Consider the following 25765-nt stretch of genomic DNA (forward strand, 5'->3'; position numbering starts at 1 on the left):
ATGGCCATGAGCCTCACCTCACAAGCGGACTTCGCGCCGCTGGCCGGCATCCGCGTGCTGGATTTCTCGCACGTGATTGCCGGACCGTTTGCCACCTTCCTGCTGTCTCAGCTGGGCGCGGAGGTGACCAAGGTCGAGAACGCGGGCGGCGGCGACGTGATGCGCCGCGCGGGCAAGGGGCATGCCGCCTTTGTCGCGCTCAATGCCGGCAAGTCGTCGCTTGCGCTCGACCTGGCCGATGAAGGCGGGCGCGCGCATGCGCTGGAACTGGCCAGCCGTTGCGACGTGTTCGTCGACAACCTGCGGCCAGGCGTGCTGGAGCACTTCGGGCTGGGCTACGAGGCGGTGCGACTGCGTAACCCGCGCGTGGTCTATTGCAGCATCTCCGGCTTTGGCCGCGGGGCGGCGCAGTGGCACGGCCGGCCGGCCTATGACCACGTGGTACAGGCAGCCACCGGCATGGCATGGATGGGCGGGACCGAAGGCGACCCGCCGATGAAGACCGGCTTCCCGGTGATCGACGCCGCTACCGGCATGCTGGCTGCCTTCGCCATCGTGGCCGGCGTGCGCGAGCGCGAGCGCACCGGGCACGGCATGCTGCTTGATGTGTCGATGGCCACGGCCGGACTGCAACTGATGTATCCGATGGCATGCGATGCCATGACCACCGGCGGCGTGCCGGTACGGCAAGGCAACCAGGGCTATTCGGGCAGCCCGTCGGCGGATTTCTTCCGCACCCGCGACGGCTGGCTGGCAATTGGTGCGAACACGCCGAAGCAATTGCTGGCGCTGCTCGACGCGCTCGGCCTGGGCGAGCTGGCCAATGATCCGGCCTTGTTCGACACCCCGCTGGACGCGGCCGCCTTGCCCGCCTTCGTGCGCGCGCTCGATCCGGCGGCGCTCAAGCGGGCCATCGCGGGCGCCGTGGCGGCGGGGGCCGCGGCCGACCTGGAGCCGCGCCTGGCCGCGCTGGGCGTCCCGGCGGCACGCCTGCGCAATATCGCCGAGTTCGCCGCGGAGTCGATGGCCAATGGCAGTCTGCAGCCGGTGACACTGCGCGAAGGGCAAACCGAGGTCATGTCGCCGGGGCTGGGTTTTCGCGTGTACCGCCCGGGATGAGGCCCGGCGTATAGTGGCTGGCACGATGGCACACGGCCATGTGCGCCGTCATCCCTCCCGCAACGTCAGGACGTTCCCCCTTGACCACCGACTTCTTCGCCCGCTTCGAAGCCGAATGCCTGCCGCGCATCACCGATGCGATCGGCCAGCAGCACCGGCGCCTGCAACTCCAGCCGCTGCCCGCCGATGGCCCCGGGATGCCGCCGCGCCTGCGCATGACCGCAGAGGGCCCGCCGGAGCTGCGGCGCCATCCGTATGCGCTCGATATCACGCTGGCGTGGGACGGGCTGGAGGTGCAGCGGCTGTTCGCCGCGGGCGGCGAGGCGCGCTTTGCCGGCTACCTCGCGGCGCTGCCGGCCAAGCTGCGGGCGTGGCAGGAGCCGCGCGGCATCGATTTCCGCTCGCTGTCGCAGGCCGACCCGCAGATCCTGATCGGCGGGCTGGATTTCGAACACTAAGCGGCGTTGCCTGAATCAGCCGGCGACGCGCAGCCGGCACACCGCGCTTTCCGACTGGCCGGGCTCGATCCAGCGCAAGCCATGGCCATGGTGGATGGCATCGGGCAGTCCCACCCACGGCTCCACGCAATAGAAGTCGGAGGTTTCGGTTTCGGACCAGGTGGTCACGGCATGCCAGGGCGTGCTGCCGGGCAGGTCGAGCTCGAAGCCGATACGGCGGCCGGACATGACCAGTTGCGCCGAGGGGCTGCCGCGGAAGACGTGGAAGGTGTCCTGCAGCCGTGGATCGTCGAGCTGGTAGGCCGACTCGCCGGCCTCGGCCGGTCCAGGGCTGCCATCCGGTAGCTGGCGCATGCGCCCGGTGTCGGGCAGGGCCAGCGACGCCGCACTGCGCTGCGCGTGGGGCAGGGTGAAATAGAAGTGGTGGCCGGGATAACAGGGCAGGCGCTGCGTGCCGGGGTTGGTGGTGCGCAGCGCAATCTCCAGGCCGTCGGGCAGCAAGGTGTAGACCACGTCGAACACGAAGGCGAACGGATAGCCGGCGCGCGTGGCCTCGCTGTCGCGCAGCGTCATCGTGATCGCAGCCTGCGGGTCGATGGCGCTGACCTCGAACGGCAGGTCGCGCGCAAAGCCGTGTTGCGCCAGGGTGTGGACCATCCCTTGTCCGTCACGCCATTGACCCGGGTTGCCGTCGACAAAATGCCGTCCGATAAACGGGAACAGCAGCGGGTTGCCGCCGCGGATCTTGGCCGGGCGGCTCCAGTCGGCGGCGTCGGGCCAGTACAGCAGGTCTTGCCCGCGATGCACCCAGCGGACCAGCCGCGCGCCGTATTGCGGCGCCAGCAGCAGCCAGGAATCGGCCTGGCCGATCCGCACCAGCGGCTGGCCCTGGAAGTCTTCGGTTGGCAGGTTGGGCATGGCGTGGGGATGTGGCGCCGGTGCTCAGGTGGTGGCCGACTCGGCCTGGCGCGCCTTGAGGAAGCGCGCGGCATAGTCGAAGTACCAGTCGAGCGTGTCGGGGTTGGCCATGGCGTCGCGGTTGGCGATGCCCTGCGGCGCATGGCCCAGCAGCAGCTTCTTGATCGGTACCTCCATCTTCTTGCCCGACAGCGTGCGCGGCACGCCGGGCGCCTGCACGATCTCGTTGGGGACGTGGCGCGACGACAGCGCGCTGCGGATGCGCGCGCGCAGGGTGTCGCGCAGCGCGTCGTCGAGCACCACATCTTCGCGCAGCACCACGAACAGCGGCATATACGACTCGCGGCCAAGGTATTCGAGGTCGACCACCATGCTGTCGAGCACCTCGGGCAGGTCTTCGACCACGCGGTACAGCTCGCTGGTGCCCATGCGGATGCCGTGGCGGTTGATGGTGGCGTCGGAACGCCCGTAGATCACCGCCCCGCCGCGTTTGGTGATCTTGATCCAGTCGCCATGCCGCCAGGCGCCGGGGTAGGTGTCGAAATAGCTGTCGCGGTAGCGCTGGCCATCGGAGTCACCCCACAGGTAGAGCGGCATCGACGGCATCGGCTCGGTGCAGACCAGTTCGCCGACCGCGTCGACCAGCGGCTGGCCATGGTCGTCGAAGGCTTCGACCTTGGCGCCCAGGCAGCGGCACTGCATCTCGCCGGAATAGACCGGCAGCAGCGGGCAGCCGGCGACGAACGAGCCGGCGAAGTCGGTGCCGCCCGACATCGGCACCAGCCAGATGTCTTCGCGCACATGGCGGTAGATCCAGTCGTAGGCCTCGACCGGCAGCGGCGAGCCGGTCGAGCCCAGTCCGCGCAGCCGCGACACGTCGGCGATGCGAGCCGGCTCAATGCCGGCCTTCATGCAGTTGGTGAAGAATGCCGCGCCGGCGCCGAACAGGGTCACGCCGGCATCGTCGACGAAGCGCCACAGCACGCCGGCGTCGGGCCAGGCCGGGTTGCCGTCGTAGAGCGCGATGGTGGTGCCGAGCAGCAGCCCGGCCACCTGCGCGTTCCACATGATCCAGCCGCTGCTGCTGTACCAGTGGAACACGTCGTCAGGGCCCAGGTTGTTGTGGAACGCCATCAGCTTGAGCTGCTCGATGACGATGCCGCCATGGCCGTGCACGATCGGCTTGGGCATGCCGGTGGTGCCGGACGAATAGACGATCCACAGCGGATGGTCGAACGGCACCGGCTCGATCGCCAGCGGCACGTCGTGCGCCAGCACGTCCTGCCAGGCATGGACGCGCACGCCGGCGGGCGCCGCGGCGCCACTGCCGGCTTGCGGCACCAGCACCAGGTCGGTCAGCGAGGGCAGCGCTGCGACCAGCTCGGCCAGCACCGGCGCGCGGTCATAGACCTTGCCGCCGTAGCGGTAGCCGTCGACGGCGATCAGCACCCTGGGCGCGATCTGGCGGAAGCGGTCGACCACCGCCACCTGTCCCATGTCCGGCGCGCAGCCGGACCAGACCGCACCCAGGCTGGCGGTGGCCAGGAAGGCGACCACGGTGGCGGGGATATTGGGCAGGTAGCCGGCGACGCGGTCGCCGCGCTGCACGCCCATCCGGCGCAGCGCATGCGCCAGCGAGGCGACCTGCGCCTCGAGCGCGTGCCAGCTGATGTCCGCCAGCGGCTGCGCCTCGCCGGCATGGCGGATGGCGGTGCGCTGGCGCGCGCTGCCACTGCCGGCATGGCGGAAGACCTGCTGCACGTAGTTCAGCGTGGCGCCGTCGAACCAGCGCGCGCCGGGCATGGTGCGCCGGTCCAGCACTTGCCTGGCCGGAGTATCGAAGCGCACGTCGAAGTAGGCGCGCACGGCGTCCCAGAAGGCTTCCAGCTCGGTGACGGACCACTGCCACAGGCTGTCGTAGTCGTCGAAGGCCAGGCCGCGTTCGGTGCGCAGCCAGCGCATGAACTGCGCGATCTGGCTGCGGTCGCGGAACGCCTCGGACGGCGTCCACATCAGGTTGCCTTCGGCGAGCGGGGCGGCGGTGGTCATGTCTCCTCCTTGGGCCCGTCTGCCGCGGGCATCGGATGGTGCGAGGGTTGGCCGCGGGCGCCTGTCGCGGGCGCCCGGCATCAGCGTGACATGATAACGGCGGATCGCTGCCGGCGCGTGCCGGCTGGCATCACCGACCGGCGGGACGTTCGAATAGTGTTTCCCACAGGGTGTCAACCTTCGCCTTGACCGCGGCATCCATGGCGATCGGCGTGCCCCATTCGCGCGTGGTTTCGCCCGGCCACTTGTCGGTGGCATCGATGCCCATCTTGGAGCCCAGGCCCGACACCGGCGAGGCGAAATCGAGGTAGTCGATCGGGGTGTTGTCGACCAGCACCGTGTCGCGGCTGGGATCGACGCGAGTGGTGATGGCCCAGATCACTTCCTTCCAGTCGCGCACGTCGACATCGTCGTCGACCACCACGATGAACTTCGTATACATGAACTGCCGCAGGAAGCTCCACACGCCGAACATCACGCGCTTGGCATGGCCGGCGTACTGCTTCTTCATCCGCACCAGCGCCATGCGGTAGCTGCAGCCTTCGGGCGGCAGGTAGAAGTCGGTGATCTCGGGGAACTGCTTTTGCAACAGCGGCACGAACACCTCGTTCAGCGCCACGCCCAGCACGGCCGGCTCGTCGGGCGGCTTGCCGGTGTAGGTCGAGTGGTAGATCGGGTCGCGCCGCATGGTGATGCGGTCGATGGTGAAGACCGGGAACCAGTCCTGCTCGTTGTAGTAGCCGGTGTGGTCGCCGAACGGGCCTTCCAGCGCGTGCTGGTAGCCGGACGGGTGGTTGGGATCGGGCTGGATATGGCCTTCCAGCACGATCTCGGCCGAGGCCGGCACGCTCAGCTCGGACAGCGTCGGCGTCAGGCAGCCCGCCAGCGCGGTGCGGCTGCCGCGCAGCAGGCCGGCGAACTGGTATTCGGACAGCGTATCGGGCACCGGCGTCACCGCGCCCAGGATGGTGGCCGGGTCGGCGCCCAGCGCCACCGCGATCGGGAAGGGCTTGCCGGGGTTGGCCAGCGCATGCTCGCGGAAGTCGAGCGCGCCGCCGCGGTGCGCCAGCCAGCGCATGATCACCTGGTTGCGGCCGATCACCTGCTGGCGGTAGATGCCCAGGTTCTGGCGCTTCTTGTGCGGGCCCTTGGTCACCACCAGGCCCCATGTGATCAGCGGGGCGGCGTCGCCGGGCCAGCAGGTCTGGATCGGCAGGCGCGCCAGGTCGACGTCGTTGCCTTCCCACACCATCTCCTGGCAGGCCGGGCTGCTGACGCGCCTGGGCGCCATGTCCCATACCGACTTGGCCAGCGTGAACAGCTTGCCGGCCTCGCGCAGCCCGCGCGGCGGCTCCGGCTCCTTCAGCGCCGACAGCACCCGGCCGATGTCGCGCAGGTCTTCCATCGATTCGGCGCCCATGCCAAATGCGACTCTGCGTGTCGTGCCGAACAGATTGGCCAGCACCGGCACGCTATAGATGTCGCCATGGGGAGCGCCCGCAGGTTGCTCGAAGACGACCGCGGGACCGCCGGCGCGCAGCAGGCGGTCGCAGATTTCGGTCATTTCCAGGTTGGGCGATACCGGGCGGGCGATGCGCCGCAGCTCGCCGAGCCCTTCGAGCTGGCCGATGAAATCGCGCAAGTCTTTGTATTGCATGGTGAATTCTGTTGTGGTGCGGGATCCGCACCGGATCCAGGAGGCGGCGGTCAGGTCGGTGACGATACACATTCCTCGGAGCGACGGCAAAAAAATCATCCTCCCGGTGCCGCGGAAATTGTAAGTTTTTTGTCCGCCGCGGGACCGCCCGCAACGCGGCGAGCCAAGGCCACGCCTGCGGTTGCGGGTGTTCGAGTGATGCCGGGCCGACCAAAACCCTCTTGTTACAAATAACTGGAAGTAGTGAATTTAAGTTTTTTTATTCTTGACGGGATATAACACCGTTTCTACAATCCGGTCTGCTCCATGGAGTGTTGCGTCGCAACATGGATTTTCCCCCTGTGTCAAGGGGTGCACATCAAAACAACGTGCCAGAAAATCCCTCCAGCAAGACCAATGGTCATAGACCCGCGCGCATGGCGGGTGACCGGTCGCCTCCGGCGACTTGCCGGAGTGTAGGGAGTTAAGTCGTGGCAGGTAGTGCTCCCCCAGGGCGCGGCCTGTTTCCAGTTGGGCGCATGGGGAGCGCCCTGCCAACAGGTGCTTGGTCGTCACTGCTAGACGGCGCGGCATCCTTACTTGAGTACGTTGAGATCGGGCGCATGCCGCAGTCGGGCACGCGAAGCGGGCAACGGATGGAGGTAAGCATGAGCGGTTGGAAAACCCTTCATCTTCCCGGCATCGGGCGGGCCCTGCAGGTCCGCCTCCGACAGCCGGTACCCGGAGTGAGTCGGGCATTGCAGGTCCGTCTCGCGCATCCGGTCGCGGGCCGCGCCTTGCGCGGTGGCCGCACGACGCTGAAGTACGCCCTGAACAGCCTGGGCGTGATGGCAGTGGTTTCGGCGGTGTCGCTGTCGGTGAGCCAGGAATGGCGCACCACGCTGGCCGCCTTGCTGGCCGGTGACGAAGCGCCCGCGGTGCTGGTGAGCGCCGCCGTGGCAGCGCCCGTACATGCCAGCACTGCTGCCAACGCTGCCAACAGCCCGGCGGTGTCCAGCGCCGTCCCGCCGAGCACGGCCGACGTCGCGGCGGCCAAGTTCGGCTATGGCACTGGCCGCGGTGGCAAGCTCGGCCTGCCGACCGTGTCGGGCGTCGACGAATGGAGCCTGGCGGCCAGCACCAAGGTGCCGTCGGTCGCGCACCTTGCTGCGCGGATCCCGGTGACGCGCGTGGCCATGGACGCCCGCAGCACCGGCGCCACGCTGGGCAGCGCGCGCGAGCAGGCCGCCGTGGCGGACTATATCGCCCGCAAGTACCGCGTGGCGGCCCAGGCCACCGCGCAGCTGGTCAAGGCTGCCTACCTGACCGGGCGCGAGGTCGGCATCGACCCGCTGCTGATCCTGGGCGTGATCGCGATCGAGTCCAGCTTCAACCCGTACGCCGAAAGCGGCGTGGGCGCGCAGGGCCTGATGCAGGTCATGACCAAGGTCCACCAGGACAAGTACGAAGCCGTCGGCGGCGTGTCCGCGGCCCTGAACCCGTACGCCAACATCAAGATCGGCGCGCTGGTGCTAAAGGACTGCATCGCCCGCGCCGGCTCGCTCGAGGGCGGCCTGAAGTACTACGTCGGCGCCACCACGGCCACCGATGGCGGCTACGGCGCCAAGGTGCTGGCCGAGCGTGCCCGCCTGCGCCAGCTGATCGGCGTGCGCAGCGCGCCCGCCAATGCCGACAAGCCGGCGGCCGAGGACAAGGCCCCGGTCGAGCATGCGCCGACCGAGAAGCTGGAAGCCAACAACGGGCCGCACAACGCCTGAGCCGGCTCCCCGGCATCGCCCAGAAGAAAAGCACCCCGCGGGGTGCTTTTTTATTGGCCTGCCGCCGCAGCGGCCGGGTGCCGTCAGCGGAACAGCCTGCCCAGCCGCGCCATTGCCTCTTCGATATTCTCGCGCGAGGTCGCGTATGAGATCCGGATGTAGTCCCGGGCCGTATGCGGGCCGAAGTCCTGTCCCGGCACCATCACCACGCCCGCGTCGTGCAGCATGGCCTGCGTCAGGCGGTCGGCGTCGCCGGCGGCCGGGTGGTTGACGCCGCGGCAGTCCGCATACACATAGAAGGCGCCGTCGGGGCGCACCGGCACGCGCAGCCCGAGCGACTCCAGCGCCGGCACGATCAGGTCGCGGCGGCGGCGGAATTCGGCCTTGCGCTCGTCGTAGATGGCCAGCGCCTCGGGCGTGAAGCACGCCAGCGCGGCGTACTGCGCTACCGCCGACGCGCAGATGAACAGGTTCTGCGCGACCTTCTCGAAGGCCTCGACCAGCGCCTCCGGCACCACCAGCCAGCCCAGGCGCCAGCCGGTCATGTTGAAGTACTTCGAGAAGCTGTTCACCGTGACCACGTTCGGGTCCAGGCTCAGCGCCGACACCGGCGGCGCGTCGTAGGACAGGCCCTGGTAGATCTCGTCGAGGATGGCAAAGCCGTTGCGCGCGCGCACCGCCTGCAGGATCCGCGCAAGTTCGTCGGGCAGGATCGAGGTGCCGGTCGGGTTGGACGGCGAGGCCAGCAGCACGCCGCGGGTCTGCTCGCCCCAGTGGGCCTCGACCTGCGCGGCGGTCAGCTGGAAGCGCTCGGCCGGGCCGCTCGGGATCATGCGCGCGATGCCGTCGAAGGCAGCGACGAAGTGGCGGTTGCACGGGTAGCTCGGGTCCGGCATCAGCACCTCGGCGCCGATCTCGACCAGCACCGCGCATGCCAGCAGCAGCGCCCCGGAGGCGCCGGCGGTGACAATCACGCGCCGCGCCGGGATATCGAGCCCGTAGGCGGTCTGGTAATAGCCCGCGATGGCCTCGCGCAGCGGATGGATGCCGAGCGCACCGGTGTACTGCGTGACGCCGCGGCGCATCGCGGCCTCGGCGGCGCGCACCACCGGCTCGGCGGCGGTGAAGTCCGGCTCGCCGATGCCCATGTGCACGATATGGCGGCCGGCGCGCTCCAGCGCGGCGGCCTGCTTGGCCAGCTCCATCACATGGAAGGCGTCGATGTTGGCGAGGCGGGCGGCGGTGGCCAGGTGCTGCAAGTCCATGGTGTTCCGGGGCGGGCAGGGCCCGTTCAGCAAAGGGATAGACAGGAATGAAAACACCCGCCGCGGCGGGTGTCGTCTTCATCGGCGCTGGCGCCAGGCGAGCGCGACGGCACGGCGGGGCCGCGGCGAGGGCGGCTCAGCGGCGCGCGGCCACCTCGGCGGCGCGTACCTGGGCGGCCAGCTTGTCCAGCACGCCGTTGACGTACTTGTAGCCCTCGACGCCGCCAAAGGTCTTGGTCAGCTCGACCGCTTCGTTGATGACCACCTTGTACGGGATGTCGAGGCAGTGCACCAGCTCATAGCTGCCGACCAGCAGGGCGGCGCGCTCGACTGGGGACAGCTCGTCGACGGAACGGTCCAGGAACGGCTCGAACGCGGCGGTCAGGCGGGCCTCTTCGCGCACGGCGCCGTTGAGCAGCGCGTCGAAGTGCTCGCGGTCGGCCTTGTTGAAGCCCTGGGCGTCATGCAGGTGGGCCTGGATCGCGCCGATGTCGTTGCGGTTCAGCAGCCATTGGTACAGGCCCTGCAGGGCCAGCTCGCGCGAGCGGCGGCGCGCGCTCTTGGGCGGCGCCTTGGCTTCGGTGCGGGCGGCCGCGGGCTTCCCGCCGGCAGCCTTGCCGGCGTCGTTGTCCGGCGTATTCGACGTATCACTCATCGTCGTCCTCATCTTCGTCTTCCTGGCCGCGCAGCGAATCGAGCGCCGCCACCAGGTTGGCCATCTCCACCGCGGCGCGGGCGCAGTCGCGGCCCTTTTCGCGGGTGCGGGCATGGGCCTGCTCGTCGGTGTCGACGGTCAGGATGCCGTTGGCGATCGGCAAGTTGAAATCCAGGCCGACGCGGGTGATGCCGGCGCCCGACTCGTTCGAGACCAGCTCGAAGTGATAGGTCTCGCCGCGCACCACGGCGCCCAGCGCGACCAGCGCGTCGAACTGGCCGCTCTCGCACATCTTCTGCAGTGCCAGCGGGACTTCCAGTGCGCCCGGAACGGTTACCACCAGGGTGTCTTCGCCCTCGACGCCGAGCTGTTCCAGCTCGGCCACGCAGGCCTCGAGCAGTTCGGCGCAGACCGGCTCGTTGAAGCGCGCCTGCACGATGCCGATACGCAGGCCTTCACCGTCGAGGTTGCTGGGGTAGAAGCCGTGATCCATTGTTCAGTTCTCCAGTTTTCGGGAGGGCCGCGGCGGCAGGCGCCGCAAACCCGGGTATTTGGGGGTGGCTCGGTCCTGGGGCCGGCTCAGTCGGCCTGGCCGCTCATCGGCTGGTAGCCGGTCACTTCCAGGTCGAAGCCGGTCATGCTGGGCATGCGCTGCTTGGCGGCCAGCACGCGCATCTTGCCGACGCCGACATCCTTCAGGATCTGCGCGCCCATGCCATACGTGCGCAGGTCGGGCTTGCGGCGCGGGCGCGACTGCGGCGCGTCGAGCGCGCTGAATTGCGTGAACACCTGCTCGACGGTGTCGCCGCAGTTCAGCAGCACGATCACGCCGCGGTCGGCCTCGGCAATCGCCTGCATCGCCGCCGGGATGCTCCACGAGTGCGTCGTGCATTTCACTTCCAGCAGGTCCAGCACCGAGAACGGCTCGTGCACGCGCACCAGCGTTTCCTGTTCTGGCGTGGGCTCGCCCTTGACCAGCGCGAGGTGGGCCTGGCCGGTCGGCTTGTCGCGGTAGGCGATGCTGTGGAAGGTGCCGTACGGGGTTTGCATGGCGCGCTCGCCGACGCGCTCGATGATGCTCTCGGTACGGCTGCGGTAGTGGATCAGGTCGGCGATGGTGCCGATCTTCAGGTCATGCTCCTGGGCGAACTCGACCAGGTCGGGCAGGCGCGCCATGGTGCCGTCGTCCTTCATGATCTCGCAGATCACCGCCGCCGGCGTCAGTCCGGCCAGCGCGCCCAGGTCGCAGCCGGCCTCGGTATGTCCGGCGCGGATCAGCACGCCGCCGGGCTGCGCCGTAAGCGGGAAGATATGGCCCGGCTGTACCAGGTCGGCCGGCCTGGCGTCGCGGGCGACGGCGGCCTGCACGGTGCGGGCGCGGTCGGCGGCCGAAATGCCGGTGGTCACGCCCTCGGCCGCCTCGATCGAGACGGTGAAGTTGGTGCCGTGCTGGGTGCCGTTGCGGCTCACCATCGGATGCAGGTCGAGCTGGCGGCAGCGCTCTGCGGTCAGCGTCAGGCAGATCAGGCCGCGGCCATGCTTGGCCATGAAGTTGATTGCCTCCGGCGTGACGAAATCGGCAGCCAGGACCAAGTCGCCCTCATTTTCGCGGTCTTCCTCGTCGACAAGGATGACCATGCGGCCGGCGCGAATGTCGGCAATGATGTCTTCGGTACGGGCGATTGTCATGGCGTGCTGAACGGCAGGTTGGGGCGGAAATCAGGCGAATGGCTGTGGCAGGAACCATGGCCGCGGTGGAAAGCGGCCGGACTGAGGCGGGGCATCGGGCCAGGCCGGCCGGGCCATATACGCCCGGCAGGTCGCCCAGTCAAGCCGGGTATTGTACGCCAAGGCAGCCCACGCTGGACGCGCAGGCCGCGAAAGTGCTGCCGGCTGGCGAAGGGACGGGCGAGGGGCAGGCTGCGGCGCCGGGCAGGCCCCGCCTTACGCGGGAGCCTGAGCGGCAGACAGCATCCGTTCCACGTAGCGCGCGATCAGGTCGATCTCCAGGTTGACGCGCGCGCCGGGCTTGAGCTCCTGCAGCGTGGTCACTTCGACGGTGTGCGGGATCAGGTTGATCGAGAACTCGCAGCCGTCGGCTTCATCGGTGACGCGGTTGACGGTCAGCGACACGCCATTGACCACCACCGAGCCCTTGTAGGCGAGGTAGCGCGCCAGCTCGCGCGGGGCGCGGATGCGCAGCTCGTGCGACTCGCCCACCGGCGCAAAGTGCACCACTTCGCCCAGGCCGTCGACATGCCCCGACACCAGGTGGCCGCCGAGCCGGTCGGCCAGGCGCAGCGCCTTCTCCAGGTTGACGCGGCCGGCGCGGTCTAGCCCCACGGTCTTGTCCAGCGATTCGCGCGAGACCTCGACCTCGAACGCGTCGGGCGCCATGGCGATCACGGTCATGCAGGCTCCCTGGATGGCGATGCTGTCGCCGATGATGACATCCGACAGGTCGAGCCCGCCCGCGGCGATGCGCAGGCGCACGCCGGCATCGGCGGCGGCGCCGAGCGGGGTCACGGATTCAATGCGGCCGACCGCCGCGACAATGCCAGTAAACATGGTGGAGTCTTGTGCTTGAGGTTTTGGGAATCTCGGATGGGCTGCCGGCGTTCTGGCGCTACGCATCGTTGCGCCGGGCGATCAGCCGCAGGTCGTCGCCGATCTGCCGGACTTCATGCCAGTGGAACTGCTCGGCATCCTGCAGCCGCGCCAGCGGCGGCAGGTTGAACATGCCCTGGGCATCGCCGAGCAGCTTGGGCGCCAGGTAGATCAGCAGTTCGTCGGCGCAGTGCTCGCGCACCAGCGAACCGTTGAGCTTGAAGCCCGCCTCGACGTGCAATTCGTTGATGCCGCGCCGGCCGAGTTCTTCCAGCATGCGGCGCAACTCGACCTTGCCGTGCGGGTTGGGCAGCACCACGACTTCGACGCCACGGCCTTCCAGCGCGCGCTGGCGCTGGCGGTCTTCCACCGCGCAGAACACCAGCACGGGCCGGGCGAACTCGCCGGTATCCGGGGTCAGGATCTGCGCGTCGAGCGGCACTTCGAGCCGGGAATCGACCAGCACCCGCTGTGGCTGGCGCGGCGTGGCGATGGCCCGCACCGTCAGCGCGGGATTGTCGTCGCGCACGGTGCCGATGCCGGTCAGGATGGCGCAGGCGCGGGCGCGCCAGGCGTGGCCGTCGTCGCGCGCGGCCTGGCCGGTGATCCACTGGCTGGTGCCGTCATGCAGCGCCGTGCCGCCATCCATCGACGCCGCCACCTTGACGCGCACCCACGGCAGCCCGCGCGTCATGCGCGAGACAAAGCCGATATTCAGGTCGCGCGCCTCTTTTTCCAGCAGGCCGCAGCGCACGTCGATGCCGGCATCGCGCAGGCGCTGCAGGCCGCGCCCGGAGACCGATGGATTGGGGTCTTCCATCGCCGCCACCACGCGCGTCACGCCGGCGCGCACCAGCGCATCGGCGCAGGGCGGAGTGCGCCCGAAATGGCTACACGGCTCCAGCGTGACATAGGCGGTGGCGCCGGCCGGATCGAGCCCGCGCGACAGCGCGTCTTTCATCGCCTGGATCTCGGCATGGTCCTGCCCGGCCGGCTGGGTGAAGCCCTGTCCGATAACCTGGCCATCCTTGATCAGCACGCAGCCGACGCGCGGATTGGGCGTGGTGTTGAACAGGCCCCGCGCGGCGAGCGCGAGCGCCTGCTGCATGGCGGCGTGGTCGGTATCGGAAAACATTCGGCGATCGGGTGGGCCTTGGCGCTGCGATTAGGTGGCAGGGCTGCCAGGTCATGGCGGTTCGGAGGATTCCGCCGCCTCGCAGTCGGTGTCGCGGCCGGGTGTGCAGAGTCGGATACGTCCCTGCGCGCCCAGCCTGACTTGCCGCTGCTCGCCACGGCAGCCAAGTGTGAAGGTGGCGGCCTGGAAACCGCCCTGCTCAGAACGAGAGTATCCCACAGGCAGGAATTTCAGCACATTGGCACCGCGCACCGTTTGCCGAAGGGTCACGGACAGGCACGGCGTGCCGGGCTCGACCACGGACAGCACCACCGGCTGGTCAGGGCTGGCGCCTGCCGTCACCAGTTGCCAGCCCGGACTCAGCGTGGACTCGCCCGGCAGCGGCTGCAGCGTCACCTCGACGCGGCGCGACAGCGCGGTGGCGCGTGCCAGCGCCAGCGACATCGCCAGCCGGTCGGCCGCAAGCGTGACCTGCTGGCGCGCGAGCATGCCGCTGAACAGCGGATAGGCCGCGGCCGTGAATACGCTGAGAATGGCCAGGCCGGCGACCAGTTCGACCAGCGTCAGTCCACCCGTGTGTCGAGGCCTGCCGGCATTCCATGGCATGTCCATCGGGGCCTCAGCAATGGGGTGGCAACGGCTGCGGCACCGCGCCGTCGGGCAGCGCCAGCCACTGACCGGTGCTGCGCAGGATCAGCGTCCCGCATTCGGGATCCGCGGCTTGCGGCACCGCACGGAGTTCGACACAGGTATCCAACGGGACTTGCGGACAGGCGCCGGCGCTTACCAGATGGCGCACCGGGCCATTGGCTGGCACGCGCAGCGGCCACTGGCCGGCAACCATGTCGGCCCCTGGCGCGGCGGCAAAGGTCACCGCCTCGAGCGCATGCCGCTCGAGTTGCAGCATCGCGCCGGCCAGCGCGGCGCGGGCCTGCGCGCGCCAGCCGCGCGCCAGATGGCGGTGCCACGCGGGCACGGCCATGGCCGCGAGGATGGCCAGCACGGCCAGCGCGGCCACCAGCTCGATCAGGCTGAAGCCGCGCTTGCGCCGGCGGGCAGATGCCCGGCTCATCATGGCGCCTCCTCCCTGGCCGGGCCGACGATCTCGCGCCAGCGCAGGCGCCCGGTGCGGCGCGTGGCGAGCGTTTGTGCGACCTGCGTGACGGCGTTGCCCGTGGCGGACCACACCGAGAGGGAAAACGCCTGGCGTCCGGCGCCGCCCGGTTGCGCGGGCGTGCCGGGCAATTCGGTGCGGGTCGCGAACACGCTGGCCCCGGGCGCCAGCAACTGGCCGGTGGCGACCAGCAGGCGCTCGCCGAAGCTGCGCTGCACGACGGATTCCCCGGTCGCCGCCAGCACCAGGTAACTGCGTTGCGCGCCATCGGGTGTGCGGGTCACGAACAGCAGGTAGCCGGGGAAGACCGGTTCGATCTCGACCAGCTGTTCGCCGGCATGGGGCAGGGTCAGGCGCCAGCCGGGATCCTGCGCGCCGCCGGGCGTCGCGCGCAGGATGTGGCCGTTGTCTGCCGCCTGGGTCGTGACCTGCCGGGGCGCGCGCGCCGTGACGCTGCGTGTGGCAAGGTCATCGGGCACCGCGGCCAGCTCGTTGCCGGCGCCGTAGATCACCACGGGCGCGGTCGGGGATCCGAGCAGTACGGGGGCTTCTTCCCTGGCCGGTTGCGCGGACACCTGCATCCGGTACAGGCAGGCCGCGGCAGGGCTTGCGCCGGCCGGCGGCGCGTCGGCAAGCGGGAAGCGCCAGAGCTGGCCGGCATTGTCGGTGGCATAGGCCGCGAGCGCGGCACCGGTGAGATCGGGCAGCACGCTGACCGCCACCAGCTGGCCGGCCGCAGGGCCGCCGAGGCAGTCGCGCTCCGGCAAGGTCAAGGTGCGGATGGCGTACTGGCCGGCCCATGCGGCGCTGGCGGGCTTGTCCAGTGGCAGCAAGGCAAGTCCGGCGCGGCCAGCGCCCGCCTCGCCACCGGTGCCTGCATCGAGGATCACGACCGCGAACCAGCGCAAACCATCCGGACCACGGATGCCCGCCGCGCGTACCGGCCCGCGTCCGGCCAGCGGCAGGGCGTCGGTCGCGGCGATCTCCCAGATCGGCACGAACGGCATCTGTCCGTCGGGATCGGTAACGTCGAGCACGAAGGCTGCCGCGGGGTTGCCGGCGGCGGCATTGGCCGGGACGCCGCATAGCAGCACCGTGCGCCATTCGCCGCGCAGGGTGACGTCCTGCGCTTCCGGGCGCGGGCAGGGCGGCGGCACCGTTGGTGTTCCCGGGGCCGGCATGGCGATGGCATAGGGCAGCAGCGCGCCCGGCAGGTAAGCGGCACGCTCCTCGCCGGTCGCGGCATCGAACGCATGCAGCAGGCCGTCGACGGTGCCATGCCAGGCCACATGCGTGCGCAGGCTGTAGCGCAGGCGAAAGCCGGCGTGGCCGGCTTTGCCGGGCGACCATGCGGGCGGCGCCACCACCCGCACGCGTGCGCCCGCCGCATTGCCCAGGCGGGTATCGCGCGGGCGCAGGCCGGGGCGGGTCTGGTCGCCGTGCAGCCAGTCCACCGAGGCGCTGTCCCCAATGTGCAAGGCCTCGGTTACTGCATCCCATTGCAGCGGAATGGCGCGCGCCGTCTCGCCGTCCGGTGCCGCATACGTGAATATCCGCCGCGACGGCACGGTCCGGCGGTCGAGGCGGTCGCCGGCCTCCCACAGGTCCGGCGAGGGCGCCTGCGTCAGGTCCTGCCAGCCGATGGCGAACAGGCGCCCGGTCCACGGATACGCGCCGTTCGCGGTCCGGTAGGCCAGTGGCAGCCGGCCCGCTTCGGACCCGGCGGCATGGCAGGCCGCAGCTACGACAAGGACAAGACAGACGAGGGTGCAGCGGACGGCGAGGCGGGTCATGGCTGGATCACGCTTTGCAAAAGAGCGCGCACGGCCCGGGTGCGGCCGAAGCCGACCGCGGTCACCCGCATCCGCGGTGCCGGGGCGAGTGCGAAGGCGGGGTCCGGCGCACTGTAGCCGGCCGGCGCTTCGTCCAGGATTTCCGCGACATAGCGCGGCGGCTCCTGCGCGGCTGCGTCGGCCGGCAGAGCAGCGCCGGTAAATCGGCCCAGCGGCACGCCGATGACGTCGACCTCGGCATCGGCCCGCAGCCATGGCTGCCACACCGGTGGCCCGGCCAATGCGGGGCGGCAGAGGCCCGCCTGCTGGCCGCTGCCGCAGCGACCCGGGGCCGGCCAAAGAGCCAGGCGGTCCTGCAGGTTCGGCGATGCCGCGGCCGCCAGCAGCTCGGCCTCGCCATCGCGCAGGGCGGCCTCGGCGGCGCGGAACGCGAGTTCGCGCTCATGCTGCATGACGGCAAGCTGCCGGCCGGACAGCAGCATCTGCAGCGTGGCGGCCGCGATCAGCACCACCATCAGCAGCAGGGTGGCGCACAGCAGCAGCGTGACGGCGCCGGCCTGGCACGGGCGTGGCAGGCGGGGCGCTAGCACAGTGTCTCCTCGCAGTGCGGCGCATTGCGCAGCCGCACCGTGGCGGCGAACACGCGACGCGCGGTGCCTGCCTGCGCCGGCGTAGCGGGCGGCAGGTCCGCCGCCGCGGTGCCGGGCAGCGACAGCGTGTCCGTAGCGCTACCCCGGACCGGCGTGGCCGAGCCCGGCCGGTCGCCGCGCACGGCGAGGGCGATCTGGACCGCCACCACGCGTTGCCAGGCGGCATCGCCCGGCGCGGGGATCGCCGATGCCGTTTCGAAGCGATCGGGGCGGCCGTCCTGGTCCAGGTCCAACCCATAGCGCAATTGCAGCGATTCCACCCCGCGCACCAGCGCGCCCGAGGTCCAGCCGCTGCCGTCGATCAGGCCATTGCGGCGGGCCGGGTAACGGCACAGCAGTTGCGGCACGCCGTCGGCGCCAGCCGCCACATAGAGCAGGTTCTCGGCGACATAGCTGGCGGCTGGTGCGGTGGCCGCCGCGCCTGTTGCAATTGCCGCGACCGCATAGCCGCTGCAATCGGTCATGGTGTCGTCCGGCTGCGCCGGCGCGGCGGGCAGGCCGCTGCCGCTGAAGCGGACCAGCAGCGCGTCGCTTTGGCCGACCGCGGCCCTGGCGCAGGCGGGTACGGCGGCGATGGCGGGCTGGCCGCAATTGTCCGCGCCGCTGACCGCGGGCAGGGCAGTGGCGGCCATGCCGGAGGCGGGCTCGCCCGGCCAGCCGGACTGCCGTAGCAGCGTGGACAGAATGGCCAGCGCGCGCTGGCCGCGTTCCTCGATCAGCACGCGGTCGGTGGCGGCGAGGTAGGCCGCATGCGCGTTGAGGAAGGCGGCGCCGGCCGCGGCGGAGGCGATCAGGCCCAGCGTCATGCCGACCATCAATTCGACCAGCGAAAAGCCGCGCGGGTGGGTCCGCAAGCTGCGGGCGTCAATGAGCCGGTTCATGGTCGCGCCCATGTTGATCCGGCCGGCAGGCAGCCGCCGGCATCCGGCATCGGCACGATGGCGGCGACCGCGGTGGCCAAGGGCGCTGCACAGCGGCCCAGTTCGGCATCGTCGGCCGCGCTGCGCGTGGCCTGTGCCAGGCGCTCCAGCTGGCGCAGCCAGCCCAGCCCGGTGGTGCCGACCACCGCCATCGGCAGCAGTCCGGCAAGGACGATCGACAGGGCGCCAAGCGCCTCGATCAGCGCGTAGGCGCGCTGGACCCTGGGTTGCGGGGTAGTTGGCGGCGGCGATCGACGCCGGACGGCGGATGAGGACATGGCATGGGTTGTGAAGGCGATGGGCCCAGATTAGCCAGCCCTCCGAACCGCGAACGTGCCGAAACGTAAAGCAGGGAGATCCGCACCATTGTGTTAAGCGCGGGCCTGCTGCGCCCGACCGTCACGCTTGCCCGCGCGCAGTTGCGGCGGCCCAACGCCTTGCCGACTGGCCGCCAAACGCTGCGCGATGCAATTGACAGGAATTATCAAATTCCCCACTATCGCGGGTGTTGCAAAGTCGTAACGATTCCGCTATTCGATCCGCGATTCGCGGCATCCCGTTGCCGGCCGCTGAGGCGGCAGCGAGGCATAGAACAAGAATTTTCGGGTGCGGGCTGGCCTTTCCGCCGTCAGAGCGGAATGCCTTGCCCAGATAACAAAGCCATTTATCGGGGGTCAACATGCATCGGGTCATCCTGGCAGTTCCTTGTCCATCGGCGGCGGCACCTCTGCCCGCGCGCTGACATGCCGGCGACGGTTCGCCTTCGCGATACCGCGCCTCCCCGCCTTCACCACGATGTGGCCATGCCCGGCCCGGGCCTGCCTGTGCGCGTGGCTCGCAGCGGCAGCGGCAGCGGCGCTGGCCCCGGGCCGCGCGCATTGCGCCGGCGCTGCCGCGGGCTGACGCTGGTCGAGCTGATGGCGGTGGTGGTGATGGTGGCGATCCTGGCCGCGATCGGCACGCCTTCGTTCGTCTCGCTGCTGCGCACCAGCCGTGTCGACAGCGAGATCCAGTCGATGGTCGGCACCCTGCAGCTCGCGCGCAGCGAGGCCGTCAAGCGCGGCTTGCCGGTCAGCGTGTGCCCGTCCGCCAATGGCACCGCCTGCCTGGGCGCCGGCAACTGGGCGGGCGGCTGGATCGCCTTCGTCGACCGCAATGGGTCGGGAACGGTGGACGCGGCACCGCCGGCCGACGAGGTGCTGCACTACCGCGCCGGCTGGTCCGCCACCGACACCTTCACCACGCCCGCCGGCGCGGCTTTCCTGAGCTACAACCGCGACGGCTTCGCCGTGCTGCCTGGCGGCGCGCTGACGATGACGCTGCGCACCAGCCCGGTGGCCGACGACGCCACGCGCTGCATCGCCATCAATATTGCCGGCCGGCAGACCATCCAGCGCGCCGGGGAGGGCGCATGCCAGTGACCGGACGGAACTGCAGTCTGCACCGGCGCCGCATGGCGTGCGGACTTTCGCTGATCGAGGTGCTGATCACGCTGGTGATCACCTCGGTGGGGCTGCTCGGCCTGGCCAAGATGCAGGCGGCAGCGCTGGCCAATACGCAGATCGCGCGCGGGCGTGCGCTGGTGGCGCTGCAACTGGAAAGCCTGGCCGCGGCGATGCACGGCAACCGCGGCTTCTGGGCGGCCGGCACGGCGCCGCAGACGTTCACGCTGTCCGGCACGACGGTCACCGACAGCACCGGCGCGCTCAGCGCCGCCGCGCCGGACTGCGCCAGCGTGGCGTGCACGCCGATCCAGATGGCCGCCTACGACGTGCAGCACTGGGCCGCGGATATGGCGGCCCATTTTCCCACCTATGCGGCCACGGTCAACTGCAGCAACGACATCAGCCGCCCGATCCGCTGCAGCCTGACCGCCACCTGGAGCGAGCGCTACCTGGCCTACAACCAGACCACCGCGGCGCAGACTTCGGCCATGGCCGCCACGCAAAGCCTGACGCTGCACGTCCAGCCATGAGAGCGATCCTTCGAATCCCGCCCCGCATGCCTCGCCGCATGCCTCGGCGCAGGTATCGATGCGCGCAGGCCGGTGTCTCGCTGGTCGAGGTGCTGGTGGCCATGGTGATCGCGCTGTTCATGCTGGCGGCGCTGATGACAGTGTTCCTCAACCTGCGCGGCACCGTGCGCGACCAGGAGCGGCTGGCGGCGCTGCAGGACAGCGAGCGCCTGGTGATGACGATGCTGGCCAACACGGTGCAGTCGGCCGGGTACTTCCCCGATCCGCTGACCCAGGTGGCGGCGGAGGCGTTGCCGGCGCTGGCCGGCAATGCCTTTGGCGATTTCGTCGCGGGGCAGGCCATCGTCGGCCAGTCCGGCGCCGATGGTGCCAGCGATACGCTGACGGCGCGCTTTGTCACCGCCAGCGGCGACGGCATCATGAATTGCCAGGGCGCCGCCAATACCTCGGGCGCCAGTGTCGCCTACCTCAACACCTTTGCGGTCAATGCCGCCAACGAGCTGACCTGCGCGGTCAACGGCGGCGCGCCGGTGCCGCTGGCCGGCGGCATCACCGCGCTGCGGGTGCGCTACGGCACCGACACCAGCAACGGCGGCAACGTCGACACCTACCTCAGCGCCAGCGCGGTCACCGCCGGCGCACTGTGGGGCCAGGTGCGCAGTGCGCGCGTGTCGCTGACCTTTGCCAATCCCTTTGCCGGTCAGCCCGGCCAGCCGGCCACGCTCGGCTGGACCCAGACCATCGGCCTGATGAACCGCCCATGACCCGCGCCCAGCCAGACCGCTTCCGCGCCGGCGCCGCGCCGCGCGGCTATGTCCTGATCATCGGCCTGCTGTTCCTGCTGATCCTGTCGCTGCTGTCGGTGACGATGTTCCGCGGCTTCGGCCTGCAGGAGAAGATCGCCGGCAACACCCGCGAGAAGCAGCGCGCGTTCGAGGCCGCGCAGGGCGCGCTGCAGTACGGCGAGTGGTGGCTGGGGCAGGGCAACGGCTCCGCCGGCGCGGCCTGCAACAGCGTGATCGACGCCAACGATCCGGCCAACCTGCAGGTCTGCGCCAACGCGCTGGCAGACCCGGCCAGCCTGCCGTGGACGCCGGCACGGGCGGATTACCTGCCGCCGTCGATGCGCCTTGCGACGGCCGGCAGCCCCGGCGGCCTGAACGGCGCCGACATCAACTACGCGCGCGCGCCCAGCCTCTACATCCACTATCTGGGTCTGTCGCCGGATGGCCTGTCGATGCTGTTCCGCGTGACCGGCGCCGGCTATGGCGGCAGCGACGGCACCGCCGCGGTGGTGCAGAGCACTTACCAGCTTGGCGCGGGCACCAAGGACCTCGGGAAAGAGTGATGAGCCAACCTCCACGCCTCGCCGGCATTGCCGCCGCCGTCAGCACCGCCGTCAACATGCTGCTGGCAGGGCCGGCGCACGCCCTGGTGATCCAGGACAACCTGAACGGGGCGTCGTCTTACTATGACTGGGTGGCGCTGAATGGCGCGTGCCTGACCGCAGGCAACGGCACCGGCTCGATTCCGGGCTGCGCCACGTCGAGCTTCACCTACTACCGGGACCGCAACTCGAAACTGGTCGGAGGCGCCAGCGGGAGCGTGCCGGATGCTGTCGGCTACGGCGCGCTGCGGCTGACCAACGGCGACACGGCCGAGGGCGCCAACGGCGACAACCAGACCGGCGCGGTGGTGTCCCGCTTCACCTTCGGCATGCAGGAAGGGTTGCAAGTCACGTTCTCCACCGTCACCTACGGCGGCGACAACCTGCGCGGCACCGGCGCCGACGGCATCAGCTTCTATCTCGCCGACGGCAGCAGGAGCCCGACTGTGGGCGGGCTGGGCGGCAGCCTGGGCTACAGCTGCTCCAACGTCAATGCCGCGTACGACGGCGTGGCCGGGGGCTATATCGGCATCGGCATCGACGAGTTCGGCAACTTCTCGAACAAGGCCGACAACACCGACTCGGGCCCGGCGTTCCAGGCCAACCGCATCAGCGTGCGCGGCTCGGGCGATACCAACTGGGCCGGCCTGCGCGCCGCCTATCCGGCCTACTACCCCGACAACCTGAGCGCCAGCAAGCGCGCGCAGGCCGTGCAGAACACCTGTGCGCGCGGCTATGTGCAGGACTGGAGCAGCGGCAAGGACGGCGGCGACGTCAGGGGACGGCGGCTGGCCTACAACTACCGCATGCTCGGCATCAGCGACCTGCCCGACAAGATCGCCAACCAGCAGGCGGTGTCGAGGCCGACGCGCGCCAAAGGCATCCCGATTGTCTATTCGCTCAAGCTGACGCAGAACGGGCTGCTGAGCATGTCCTACAGCTACAACGGCGGCGCAGCCACGCCGGTGATCACCGACCAGGACATCACGCAGGCCAACGGGCCGGTGCCGGCGGCGCTGCGCTTCGGCTTCGCCGCGGGCACCGGCGGCGGCAGCAACGTGCACGAGATCACCTGCTTCAAGGCCGAGCCGGTGGGCCAGTCCAGCAGCTCGGCCGGCACCAACGTGCAGCAGTCGGCGCGGGTCGAGGCGGGCGCGCAGGTGTACCTGGCCTACTACCATCCGACCAACTGGTGGGGCGAGCTGAGCGCGCAGAACCTGCTCTACGATCCCGCCACCGATTCGGTGTCGATTGCCACCGTGGCCAACTGGAACGCGCATTGCACGCTGACCGGCGGCCATTGCGCGGCGACCGGCACTACGGTGGTGGCGCAGGCGCCCGACAGCCGCAAGATCCTGACCTGGAGCGGCAGCACCGGCATCCCGCTGCGCTGGGATGCCAACCTGCCCGACGCGCACAAGGCGAAGCTGACCGCGGGCGACGCCGCGCCGAGCGGCGACCGTCTCGACTACCTGCGCGGGAACCGCAGCAAGGAGCTGACCGCGGCCGGCGCCGGGCTGTTCCGCAAGCGCACCGGCGTGCTGGGCGACATCATCGATGCCAGCCCGGCCTGGGTCGGCGCGCCGTCATCGCCGTACAGCGGGCCGTGGACCGATGCCTTGTACAAGCGCGCCAGCCCGCCCGAGCCTGCCGGCAGCTATGATGCCTTCCGGCAAGCCAGGGCTCAGCGGCTCAACGTGGTCTATGTCGGCGCCAACGACGGGCTGCTGCACGGCTTCCGCTCCGGCTACTACAACGCGGCGGGCGCCTTTGTCGGCAACGACGCCGGCAAGCCCAACGACGGCCGCGAGGTGCTGGCCTACATGCCCGGCGCGGTGCTCGACACCATCCAGTCGTCGAATGCGGCGCTCGCCTACAGTTCGCCGCAATACGTGCACAACCTGTTCGTCGATGCCACGCCAGGCACCGGCGATCTCTACTACGCCGGCGCCTGGCATACCTGGCTGGTCGGCGGGCTGGGGCCGGGCGCGAACCGCGGCGGCCCGCTCGCCAGCAAGACCGCGACCGCGACCGGCGGCGCGCTGTACGCGCTCGACGTGACCGATCCGGAGCGCTTCGGCGATACCCCGGCGGCGGCCAGTGCCACGGTGATCGGCGAGTGGAACCACACGCTGCAGTGCACTGGCGACAGCGCGTGCGGCGACAACCTCGGCAACACCTATGGCACGCCCGTGATCCGCCGCCTGCACAACGGCCAGTGGGCGGTGCTGTTCGGCAACGGCCTGGGCAGCAAGAGCGGCTCGGCCGGCCTGTTCATCATGCTGGTCGACCCGGCCGACGGCGCGCGCAGCTTCCGCTATCTCGGCACCGGCTACGGGCCGCAGCAGGATCCGGCCGGCGCCAACAGCAAGAACGGCATTGCCTTTGTCACGCCGGCCGACCTCGACGGCGACCACATCACCGACTACGTCTACGCCGGCGACGTGTTCGGCAACCTGTGGCGCTTCGACCTGACCTCGGACAATCCGGACCACTGGCGCGCCGCCAGCCGGCCGCTGATGCAGACCGGCGGCAAGCCGATCTCCACCCGGGTGGCGGTAGGCTCGGTGCCCGGCAACGGAACCGGCGCCGCGGCGATGCCGCGCGTGGTGGTGGCGTTCGGCACCGGCCGCCGGCTGGAGCAGACGCAGGGCAGCGAAGCGGTGTTCGAGCCCGGCGGGCAGGGACTGTATGGCGTGTGGGACTGGGACATGGCGGGATGGAACGCGGTGGCCGGCGCGCAGGCCCGCTATGCGTCGCTGGCCAGCGCCACCCGGCCCCTTTCCGCCGCCAACCTGACCCAGCAGTCGATTACCGCAGAAGGGCGCGCGGCCGGCAGCACGGTGACGGTGCGCACGGTCAGCGCCGGCAAGGTGTGCTGGCAGGGCTCGACCGCCTGCGCCAGCGGCAACAACAAGTACGGCTGGCAGCTGCCGCTGCCGTCGGCCACGCGCGAGCAGGTGATCTACAACCCGGTGATCGCCTACGGCATGGTGATCGTCAATACCACCATCCCGCCCAGTTCGGCGCTGTCGCAGGCGCTGTCGTGCAATGCCGAGGTGCCGTCGGGCTTCACCATGGGCGTGTCGATGGGCTCGGGCGGCGCGGCCGCGCAGTCGTTCTTCAGCAGCACCAACAGCAGCACCTTCCCGCTGCTGAACAACGGCATCGTCAGCGGCATCGGCCTGAGCGGCACCGGCACGCCGTCGGTGGTGACGGCGAAGAAGCGGCCTTACCTGGTGCAGCAGACCGTTGGCGGCAGCGGCGCCATCACGCAGATCAACCCCGGCGCCAACGGTGCCGGCGCCCGCCTCAACTGGATTCGCCTGCGCTGACCACCATGAACCTGCCTGCCTTTCTCCAAGCGCGGCGCGCTGCCGCGGGCTTCACGCTGATCGAGCTGATGATCACGGTGGCGATCGCCGCGATCCTGGCCGCGATCGCCTATCCGTCCTACACGGAGCATGTGCGCAAGTCGCGCCGCACCGACGCCAAGACCGCCTTGCTGGATCTGGCGGCGCGCCAGGAGCGGCTGTTCAGCACGCAGAACGTCTATGGCGGCACGCCCGCCGCGCTGGGATATGCCGGGCCGGCCTTTCCGGTGGAAATCCGGTCAGGCGGCCAGGCGTACTACCAGTTGACGGTGGTGGCGGGCAATCCGGCCACCAGCTATACCGCGACCGCGGCGCCGGTCGGCGCGCAGGCGGGAGACGACTGCGGCAGCTACACCATCAACCACCTGGGGCTGCAGGGGAACACGGGGATGCGCGCCGGCGTGGCGTCGGCGCAGTGCTGGTAGCGGAAGACGCGGGCGTCAGCGCTTGCCGCTGCCGGCGGTGACTTCGGCCAGCACGTCCGAGAATTCGGACACGTCTTCAAAGCTGCGGTAGACCGAGGCAAAGCGGATATAGGCGATCTTGTCGAGCTTGCGCAGCTCGCGCATCACCAGTTCGCCGACCTGGCTGCTGGGGATTTCCTTCTCGCCCAGCGCCAGCAGCTTTTCTTCGATCCGGGTGATGGCTTCGTCGATGGCTTCGGCCGAGACCGGGCGCTTGCGCAACGCCAGGCGCATCGAATCCTTCAGCTTGGCGCGGGCGTAGTCCACGCGCGAGCCGTTTTTCTTGACGATGGCGGGGAAGAACAGCTCGATCCGCTCATAGGTGGTGAAGCGGCGGTCGCAGGCTTCGCAGCGGCGGCGCCGGCGCACGGCATCGCCGTCTTCCGACATGCGGGTGTCGAGAACCTGGGTATTGGAATGACCGCAAAAGGGGCATTTCATGCCGGACCACCTTCAGTTGAACCCCAT

At 70.0% G+C, this 25765-nt stretch carries 25 protein-coding genes; 9 read left to right on the forward strand and 16 right to left on the reverse strand.

Features of this window, described 5'->3' with window-relative positions; genetic code table 11:
- Positions 1-6 precede the first annotated feature (6 nt).
- Positions 7-1119 carry a CoA transferase gene (locus MKD38_RS07880; protein WP_252675579.1) on the forward strand — a complete coding sequence of 371 codons (1113 nt, stop codon included), beginning with the start codon at positions 7-9 and terminating at the stop codon, positions 1117-1119.
- Between the two features lie 80 nt (positions 1120-1199).
- Positions 1200-1577: a DUF5594 family protein gene (locus MKD38_RS07885; RefSeq protein WP_252675581.1), complete on the forward strand. Its 378-nt coding sequence runs from the start codon at positions 1200-1202 to the stop codon at positions 1575-1577.
- 15 nt (positions 1578-1592) lie between these two features.
- Here the strand turns inward: MKD38_RS07885 and MKD38_RS07890 are convergent, their stop codons facing one another.
- From MKD38_RS07890 to ubiD, 3 genes are all read right to left on the reverse strand, one after another.
- Positions 1593-2495, reverse strand: coding sequence for an aldose epimerase family protein (locus tag MKD38_RS07890; RefSeq protein WP_252675583.1), 903 nt, complete (start codon positions 2493-2495; stop codon positions 1593-1595).
- 24 nt (positions 2496-2519) lie between these two features.
- Positions 2520-4544, reverse strand: a complete 2025-nt coding sequence (locus MKD38_RS07895; RefSeq protein ID WP_252675585.1) for an acetoacetate--CoA ligase — start codon at positions 4542-4544, stop codon at positions 2520-2522.
- Between the two features lie 130 nt (positions 4545-4674).
- Positions 4675-6201 carry a 4-hydroxy-3-polyprenylbenzoate decarboxylase gene (gene ubiD, locus MKD38_RS07900; RefSeq protein ID WP_252675587.1) on the reverse strand — a complete coding sequence of 509 codons (1527 nt, stop codon included), beginning with the start codon at positions 6199-6201 and terminating at the stop codon, positions 4675-4677.
- A gap of 647 nt (positions 6202-6848) precedes the next feature.
- Between ubiD and MKD38_RS07905 the strand changes: the two genes are divergently transcribed.
- A complete protein-coding gene (locus MKD38_RS07905) occupies positions 6849-7958 on the forward strand; it encodes a lytic transglycosylase domain-containing protein (RefSeq protein ID WP_252675589.1) in 1110 nt (369 codons plus the stop codon).
- 83 nt (positions 7959-8041) lie between these two features.
- Here the strand turns inward: MKD38_RS07905 and MKD38_RS07910 are convergent, their stop codons facing one another.
- The 12 genes from MKD38_RS07910 to MKD38_RS07965 form a co-directional block, all read right to left on the reverse strand.
- Complete coding sequence (locus tag MKD38_RS07910) at positions 8042-9223, reverse strand: pyridoxal phosphate-dependent aminotransferase (RefSeq protein WP_252675596.1); 1182 nt, start codon at positions 9221-9223, stop codon at positions 8042-8044.
- A 136-nt stretch (positions 9224-9359) separates the two neighbouring features.
- The gene (nusB, locus tag MKD38_RS07915) at positions 9360-9878 is read right to left on the reverse strand and encodes a transcription antitermination factor NusB (protein WP_115704290.1); all 519 of its coding nucleotides are present in this window, start codon (positions 9876-9878) and stop codon (positions 9360-9362) included.
- Complete coding sequence (ribH, locus tag MKD38_RS07920; protein WP_252675598.1) at positions 9871-10371, reverse strand: 6,7-dimethyl-8-ribityllumazine synthase; 501 nt, start codon at positions 10369-10371, stop codon at positions 9871-9873. The genes nusB and ribH overlap by 8 nt, the downstream gene beginning before the upstream one ends.
- An 86-nt stretch (positions 10372-10457) precedes the next feature.
- Entirely contained in the window at positions 10458-11567 is a 1110-nt protein-coding gene (gene ribBA / locus MKD38_RS07925) for a bifunctional 3,4-dihydroxy-2-butanone-4-phosphate synthase/GTP cyclohydrolase II (RefSeq protein WP_252675600.1), read from the reverse strand.
- A gap of 255 nt (positions 11568-11822) precedes the next feature.
- On the reverse strand, positions 11823-12446 hold the full coding sequence (locus MKD38_RS07930) for a riboflavin synthase (RefSeq protein WP_252675602.1): 624 nt from the start codon (positions 12444-12446) through the stop codon (positions 11823-11825).
- A 58-nt stretch (positions 12447-12504) separates the two neighbouring features.
- Positions 12505-13620 (reverse strand): bifunctional diaminohydroxyphosphoribosylaminopyrimidine deaminase/5-amino-6-(5-phosphoribosylamino)uracil reductase RibD, encoded by a 1116-nt coding sequence (gene ribD, locus MKD38_RS07935; protein WP_252675604.1) that lies wholly within the window; start codon positions 13618-13620, stop codon positions 12505-12507.
- A gap of 51 nt (positions 13621-13671) precedes the next feature.
- Positions 13672-14232, reverse strand: a complete 561-nt coding sequence (locus MKD38_RS07940; protein ID WP_252675606.1) for a GspH/FimT family pseudopilin — start codon at positions 14230-14232, stop codon at positions 13672-13674.
- A gap of 7 nt (positions 14233-14239) precedes the next feature.
- The gene (locus tag MKD38_RS07945) at positions 14240-14692 is read right to left on the reverse strand and encodes a prepilin-type N-terminal cleavage/methylation domain-containing protein (protein WP_252675608.1); all 453 of its coding nucleotides are present in this window, start codon (positions 14690-14692) and stop codon (positions 14240-14242) included.
- Positions 14692-16527, reverse strand: a complete 1836-nt coding sequence (locus tag MKD38_RS07950; RefSeq protein ID WP_252675610.1) for a pilus assembly protein — start codon at positions 16525-16527, stop codon at positions 14692-14694. The genes MKD38_RS07945 and MKD38_RS07950 overlap by 1 nt, the downstream gene beginning before the upstream one ends.
- Complete coding sequence (locus MKD38_RS07955) at positions 16524-17117, reverse strand: pilus assembly protein (RefSeq protein WP_252675612.1); 594 nt, start codon at positions 17115-17117, stop codon at positions 16524-16526. Before MKD38_RS07955 ends, MKD38_RS07950 begins: the two co-directional genes overlap by 4 nt.
- Positions 17111-18058 (reverse strand): PilW family protein, encoded by a 948-nt coding sequence (locus tag MKD38_RS07960; protein ID WP_252675614.1) that lies wholly within the window; start codon positions 18056-18058, stop codon positions 17111-17113. The genes MKD38_RS07955 and MKD38_RS07960 overlap by 7 nt, the downstream gene beginning before the upstream one ends.
- Positions 18055-18375, reverse strand: coding sequence for a hypothetical protein (locus MKD38_RS07965; protein WP_252675616.1), 321 nt, complete (start codon positions 18373-18375; stop codon positions 18055-18057). The genes MKD38_RS07960 and MKD38_RS07965 overlap by 4 nt, the downstream gene beginning before the upstream one ends.
- Positions 18376-18900: 525 nt before the next feature.
- Here MKD38_RS07965 and MKD38_RS07970 point away from each other — a divergent pair.
- Genes MKD38_RS07970 through MKD38_RS07995 form a run of 6 tightly spaced genes read left to right on the forward strand, consistent with a single transcriptional unit; the run spans position 18901 to position 25258 of the window.
- The gene (locus MKD38_RS07970) at positions 18901-19518 is read left to right on the forward strand and encodes a GspH/FimT family pseudopilin (RefSeq protein WP_252675618.1); all 618 of its coding nucleotides are present in this window, start codon (positions 18901-18903) and stop codon (positions 19516-19518) included.
- A gap of 32 nt (positions 19519-19550) precedes the next feature.
- On the forward strand, positions 19551-20072 hold the full coding sequence (gene pilV / locus MKD38_RS07975; protein WP_252675620.1) for a type IV pilus modification protein PilV: 522 nt from the start codon (positions 19551-19553) through the stop codon (positions 20070-20072).
- A 38-nt stretch (positions 20073-20110) separates the two neighbouring features.
- Positions 20111-20836 carry a PilW family protein gene (locus tag MKD38_RS07980; protein WP_252675622.1) on the forward strand — a complete coding sequence of 242 codons (726 nt, stop codon included), beginning with the start codon at positions 20111-20113 and terminating at the stop codon, positions 20834-20836.
- Positions 20833-21420 carry a pilus assembly PilX family protein gene (locus tag MKD38_RS07985; RefSeq protein WP_252675624.1) on the forward strand — a complete coding sequence of 196 codons (588 nt, stop codon included), beginning with the start codon at positions 20833-20835 and terminating at the stop codon, positions 21418-21420. The genes MKD38_RS07980 and MKD38_RS07985 overlap by 4 nt, the downstream gene beginning before the upstream one ends.
- Positions 21420-24794 (forward strand): pilus assembly protein, encoded by a 3375-nt coding sequence (locus MKD38_RS07990; RefSeq protein ID WP_252675632.1) that lies wholly within the window; start codon positions 21420-21422, stop codon positions 24792-24794. Before MKD38_RS07985 ends, MKD38_RS07990 begins: the two co-directional genes overlap by 1 nt.
- A gap of 5 nt (positions 24795-24799) precedes the next feature.
- Entirely contained in the window at positions 24800-25258 is a 459-nt protein-coding gene (locus tag MKD38_RS07995) for a type IV pilin protein (protein WP_252675634.1), read from the forward strand.
- Between the two features lie 15 nt (positions 25259-25273).
- Here MKD38_RS07995 and nrdR read toward each other — a convergent pair whose 3' ends face one another.
- Positions 25274-25738 (reverse strand): transcriptional regulator NrdR, encoded by a 465-nt coding sequence (nrdR, locus tag MKD38_RS08000; RefSeq protein WP_012353559.1) that lies wholly within the window; start codon positions 25736-25738, stop codon positions 25274-25276.
- Between the last annotated feature and the right edge of the window lie 27 nt (positions 25739-25765).

It is taken from the genome of Cupriavidus sp. WGlv3 (assembly GCF_023952475.1).
GTDB lineage: Bacteria > Pseudomonadota > Gammaproteobacteria > Burkholderiales > Burkholderiaceae > Cupriavidus > Cupriavidus phytorum.